We start from the raw sequence: 5,744 nt of genomic DNA on the forward strand, positions 1-5,744 counted from the left end.
CCCACACCCTACACCCCACACCCTACACCCCACACCCCACACCCTACACCCCACACCCTACACCCTACACCCTACACCCCACACCCTACACCCCACACCCTACACCCCACACCCCACTTCCCCAACCCGATTTCCCCAAGGTAACAAAACCAGATATTCTACTAAATAGTCGCCTATCACACCAGCCTGATCTCGTGGTCGTCCAATGCAGTTTGCCAAGATATTAATCGCCAATCGCGGGGAAATCGCCTTAAGAATCCTTCATAGTTGCGAAGAATTGGGCATTAGAACCGTTGCCGTCCACTCTACCATCGATCGCCATGCCCTTCATGTTCAATTGGCCGATGAGAGTGTTTGTATTGGTCCGCCTCCGAGCAGCAAAAGTTACTTAAATATCCCTAATATCATCTCGGCTGCCCTAACACGCAACGCCACGGCCATCCATCCCGGTTACGGTTTTTTGGCAGAAAACGCCCGCTTTGCCGAAATTTGTGCCGATCATCAGTTAACTTTTATCGGTCCGTCCCCCAGCGCTATCCTGGCTATGGGTGATAAATCCACCGCTAAAAAAACCATGCAAAAAGCGGGAGTTCCCACTATCCCCGGCAGTGGTGGTTTAATTACCTCGGAAGCGGAAGCAAAACGTATCGCTGATGACATCGGTTATCCTGTCCTGATTAAAGCCACTGCTGGCGGTGGAGGGCGTGGGATGCGTCTTGTCAAGAGTGCAGATGAACTAGGTGATATGTTAAAAGCCGCCCAAGGCGAAGCAGAAGCGGCTTTTGGCAATTCGGGAGTATATCTAGAAAAATTTATCGAATGTCCCCGACATATCGAGTTTCAGATTTTGGCCGATAGTCACGGTAACGTAATCCATTTAGGAGAAAGAGACTGTTCGATTCAGCGACGACACCAAAAACTGCTAGAAGAGGCACCTAGCCCCTTCTTAACGCCCCATTTACGCTCAAAAATGGGTAATGCCGCCGTTAAAGCCGCTAAATCGATTAATTACGTCGGGGTGGGAACCGTGGAATTTTTAGTCGATAAACACGGTAATTTTTACTTCATGGAAATGAACACCCGTATTCAGGTGGAACACCCGGTCACGGAGATGATCACGGGGATGGACCTGATCCGAGAACAAATTCTGGTGGCACAGGGCGAAAAACTGCAAATTAAGCAAGATCAGGTGATATTTAGAGGGCATTCGATCGAGTGTCGCATTAATGCCGAGGATCCCGATCACAATTTTCGTCCTCACCCCGGCAAAATTAGCGGTTATCTGCCCCCCGGTGGTCCTGGTGTCCGCATGGATTCCCACGTTTACACCGATTACGAAATCCCCCCCTATTACGATTCCCTAATTGGTAAGTTAATTGTCTGGGGAGAAAATCGCGACATAGCCATTAAACGCATGAAACGCGCCCTCCGGGAATGTGCGATCACGGGAGTACCGACAACTATTGATTTCCATCGTAAAATATTGGAAACTCCCGCCTTTTTAGCTGGAGATGTTTACACTAATTTCATCCAGGAACATCTCTTGCCCTAGCGCGTTACCATAAATTTTAGACGAGAGTAGGTTGGGGATAATAATGACAGTAAGTGGGTGGGTGGAATTAAATATAAGATGAACGTAGGTTGGGTTGAAGCATGAAACCCAACCCCCGCTCATGTTACGCTACCGCTAACCCATCCTACAAATAATTGTGCCTCCCTACTAGGGCGTTACCATGAATTTTAGACGAGAGTAGGTTGGGGATAATAATGACAGTAGAAGTTAAATTTAACTCGTTTCAACTCAGCGATGAACAGTTCTTTCAACTTTGTCAGGATAACCGAGATTTGCGCTTGGAACGCAACCCAAAAGGAGATTTAATTATTATGCCACCGACTGGAGGAGAAACCAGCAATTCTAACGCTGGAATCACTGCCCAATTATGGTTATGGAATAACCTAAATAAATTAGGTGTGGTTTTTGATTCTTCTGGAGGATTTAAACTACCTAACGGGGCCGATCGCTCTCCCGATGCTGCTTGGATACCTTTAGAAAAATGGCAAGCTTTAACCCCACAACAAAAGGAAAGATTTTTACCTCTATCTCCCGATTTTATCATTGAATTAATGTCTCCTAGTGATAGCCTAGAAACCGCTAGGAAAAAAATGCAGGAATATTTAGATAATGGGACTCGTTTAGGTTGGTTAATCAATAGAAAAACGAGAGAAGTAGAAATTTATCGTCAAGGACAGGCAGTAGAAATTTTAACTAATCCAGAGAGTTTATCGGGGGAAAGTATTCTGCCAGAATTTAGTTTAAATCTTACTTTGATTTGGTAAATCAGAGGTAGTGATTGCCGTTTAACGCTTTGCTTTGTTGGGCATTGTCTTCATCGATAAAATACCGAACTTGAGTTTTAAGGAAGATAGTCAGAATCAAGGATTTCTGCAAGGGTGAAGGGTGATTCAATCGGGAATAAATCAGCAGAGAGAAGATACTTTCTTACAGTATCTTCTCTGGCTGCTTGGTAACAATCTATCCAGATTTCAGGAATCAATCTTCTCAGACTTGGACTCTCTTTTAATAAGCGTTGAACTTGTCGGCGTTGTTCAACAATTGTGCTGCGCCATCCTTGAGCATTTGCTTCCTTTTCAGTTAGCCAGTAAGTCAATTTAAGCAAATGTTCGGCAATGACGGTTAAGCGACTTTCTAGTTCTCGTTTTTCACTCCTTCCCATCGTTTCAATTTCTTCGATCAAATTTTCCAGGTCTAATTTTTCAAAACGATGTTCTTTGAGTAAATTAGCGGTTTCTTGTAACCATCGGTAGAAATCTTCTTGATAAAGACTTTTACCTGAGGAGACTAAAGACTTTTCGATGCTCATTTGATGATGACCTAGAAAAAAGAATTCTTAGATAATTTAGAAGCGAATCCCCGATCTCAAAAAGATTGGCAGAATATCGCAGGATGACCCCTTAAAACATCAGAGCTTTAAATTTAAGCTAAAATTGGGTAAAACATCTTCACCCGATAAATCAGTGGGATTTTCTAATATTTCTACCTCTTTTCCTTGACGATAAATTTCAACTTGCCGATTCTGGGGATCGATTAACCAGCCTAACCTTGCGCCATTTTCCCTATATTCGAGCAGTTTTTTCTGTAATTTGTCAAGACTATCGGATTCAGAGCGCAATTCCACCACAAAATCGGGACAGAGGGGAATAAATCCCTTTTTCTGCTTAGGGGTTAAAGATTCCCAGCGTTCTCGACTCACCCAAGATAGATCAGGAGAACGAATCGCCCCATTTGGTAGTATAAATCCGGTGGAAGAGTCAAACCCGACTCCTAAAGCTTCGTTTTCTTCGCACCAGCGACCCAGTTGAGTCGTTAAGCTAAAATTACGCTGTCCTGATTCGCCACCTGTCGGGGGATTCACGATTAATTCTCCTTGGGCTGTACGTTCTAATTTTAAGTCACGGTTGACCGCAGCAAGGGCTTCAAACTGTTCAAGGGTGATAGAGAGAGCGATCGCGCTAGGAATTTCTAAGGAGAGGGTTTCGGGTGAGGTGGTAACTGCTAACATAGTCTTTTGATCCGGTGCAACTTATACTAAGTAGGTGGGTGTTAAAAATTGTCAGATACCCCCCTTATCAAGGGGGGCAAGGTAGGGTTGATTCATGAATCAACCCTACCCTGAATCAACCCTACCCTGAATCAACCCTACCCTGAATCAACCCTAGGGGCAGGGGGGATCAAAGACAAATCTATCTTCAATTTAATTGAAACCACTTACTATTAAAGATTATTTGTCAAGTTTCTGCACAGAATTCTTTAGCTTGCGCTGAACAAATTCCCGATTTTTTGGGGAAACTTCCACCTCGATCGGGCGGTTTCACTAAATAACAGGTTACAATAGCCAATAATTAACTAAATTTACCTAAAAACTATCGATCGTGTTCTACGCTATTGATTTCGGAACCAGTAATACCGTCATTACTCGTTGGAATGGGGCGACAAATAGGGCCGAAACCGTGAAATTATCGGAGTTATCCCAACAAATAGCCGACAATCCCCCCCTAATTCCCAGTTTACTCTATATTAAATCAGCCAATCCCCTGCAAGTAATTGCCGGTCAAGCGGTACGGGATCGGGGTTTAGATAGCGATCAAGATCCGCGTTTTTTTCGTCGCTTTAAACGAGGTATCGGGGCAAAAATTCAAGGATTTTTACCGGAATTAGAGGAAACTGTCCTCAGTTTCGAGGGGGTTGGCCAATGGTTTCTCGATAGCATCATCGACAACTTAAAAAACACCACCCCGGAAACCCCCCAATCTCTAGTTTTAACCGTTCCCGTCGATAGTTTTGAAAGTTACCGCAATTGGTTAAGCAATGTTTGTCAGGGATGGGAAATCGAACAAATTCGCCTAATTGATGAACCCACGGCCGCCGCTTTGGGTTATGGAACCACGGGTGATCAGGTGATTTTAGTGGTAGATTTTGGCGGTGGCACCCTCGATCTTTCTTTGGTACAATTAGATTTAGATAATCCTCAAAAAAATCAAGGTTTTATTCTCAAGTGGGGAGAAAAACTTTTAGGCAATAATTCCGCCCAAAAAACTAAACTAGCGAGAGTTTTAGCCAAGGCGGGGACAAATTTAGGGGGGTCAGATATCGACGATTGGATTGTCGATTATTTTGCCCAAAAGCAATCTTTAGCGAAAACTTCCCTGACTACTCGTCTAGCAGAAAGATTAAAAATTAAACTTTCTTCCCAATTAACCGCCGAGGAGGTATATTTTGATGAGGAAAATTTCGAGAGTTATGAGTTAAGCTTAGATCGAGAACAATTGACCGATATTCTCCGACAACAAAACTTTTTTAATCAATTAGATGATTTAATGACGGGAGTTTTGCAACAGGGAAGACGCAATGGAATTGAAGTTAGCGACATCGATGCGGTGTTATTAGTTGGGGGAACTGTACAAATTCCGGCGGTAAAAGATTGGGTGCGACAGTATTTTGATAGTAGTAAAATTAAAGAGGATCGACCCTTTGAAGCGATCGCTTTGGGAGCGTTACAATTAGCCCAAGGTTATCAAGTCAAGGATTTTCTCTATCATAGCTACGGCATTCGTTACTGGAATCGTCGCAAAAATGCCCACGCTTGGCATCCAATTATTAACTCTGGACAACCCTATCCCATGGAAAAACCCGTGGAATTAGTCCTAGGTGCTTCCGTGGACAATCAACCTAGCATTGAATTAATTATCGGCGAATTAGGGACGGAAAGGGGGGCAATGGAGGTCTATTTTGATGGTGATAAATTAATTACTCGTTCCCTCGGTAATGGAGAAACTAGCGTTCAACCCTTAAATGATCGCGAGGGGGCCCGATCAATCGCTAAACTCGATCCTTTAGGTTTTCGGGGTAAAGATCGCATTAAAGTGCAGTTCTGGATTGATGATCAGTGTTTCCTGCGGATTAATGTGGAAGATTTACTCAGTCAAGAATTGTTACTAAACAATCAAATTGTCACCAAATTAAGCTAGGGTTTACGGCAAAAAGTTGCTCGTGGGGGCAGGGTGTGGGGTGTAGGGTGTGGGGTGTGGGGTGTGGGGTGTGGGGTTTTACCGATTTTGAGGTAGTCAGTTACCTAATTTTCAGGGAAAAATTACCTGAATTTTCCCCCCGCTTACTCCCATATCTGGTACTTTTTGATTGCCAAAAAGTCTAAATTTTAGATTTA

The 5,744-nt window shown here is 43.6% G+C and carries 5 protein-coding genes; 3 read left to right on the forward strand and 2 right to left on the reverse strand.

Annotation, left to right across the window (positions count from 1 at the left end; genetic code table 11):
* The first annotated feature begins 205 nt into the window (after nt 1-205).
* The gene (gene accC, locus PX482_RS23740; protein WP_288027232.1) at nt 206-1,552 is read left to right on the forward strand and encodes an acetyl-CoA carboxylase biotin carboxylase subunit; all 1,347 of its coding nucleotides are present in this window, start codon (nt 206-208) and stop codon (nt 1,550-1,552) included.
* Between the two features lie 215 nt (nt 1,553-1,767).
* Nucleotides 1,768-2,337: a Uma2 family endonuclease gene (locus tag PX482_RS23745; RefSeq protein WP_288123112.1), complete on the forward strand. Its 570-nt coding sequence runs from the start codon at nt 1,768-1,770 to the stop codon at nt 2,335-2,337.
* Nucleotides 2,338-2,414: 77 nt separating this feature from the next.
* On the opposite strand, the gene PX482_RS23750 is transcribed toward PX482_RS23745, so the two are convergent.
* Nucleotides 2,415-2,882: a DUF29 domain-containing protein gene (locus tag PX482_RS23750; protein ID WP_002757365.1), complete on the reverse strand. Its 468-nt coding sequence runs from the start codon at nt 2,880-2,882 to the stop codon at nt 2,415-2,417.
* Nucleotides 2,883-2,981: 99 nt separating this feature from the next.
* Nucleotides 2,982-3,581: a Uma2 family endonuclease gene (locus PX482_RS23755; protein ID WP_012265011.1), complete on the reverse strand. Its 600-nt coding sequence runs from the start codon at nt 3,579-3,581 to the stop codon at nt 2,982-2,984.
* Nucleotides 3,582-3,951: 370 nt separating this feature from the next.
* Here PX482_RS23755 and PX482_RS23760 point away from each other — a divergent pair, with 370 nt between their 5' ends.
* A complete protein-coding gene (locus PX482_RS23760; protein WP_288027238.1) occupies nt 3,952-5,547 on the forward strand; it encodes an Hsp70 family protein in 1,596 nt (531 codons plus the stop codon).
* The last annotated feature ends 197 nt before the right edge of the window (nt 5,548-5,744 follow it).

The organism is Microcystis sp. M53602_WE12 (genome assembly GCF_030065455.1).
In the GTDB taxonomy this organism is placed as follows: domain Bacteria; phylum Cyanobacteriota; class Cyanobacteriia; order Cyanobacteriales; family Microcystaceae; genus Microcystis; species Microcystis aeruginosa.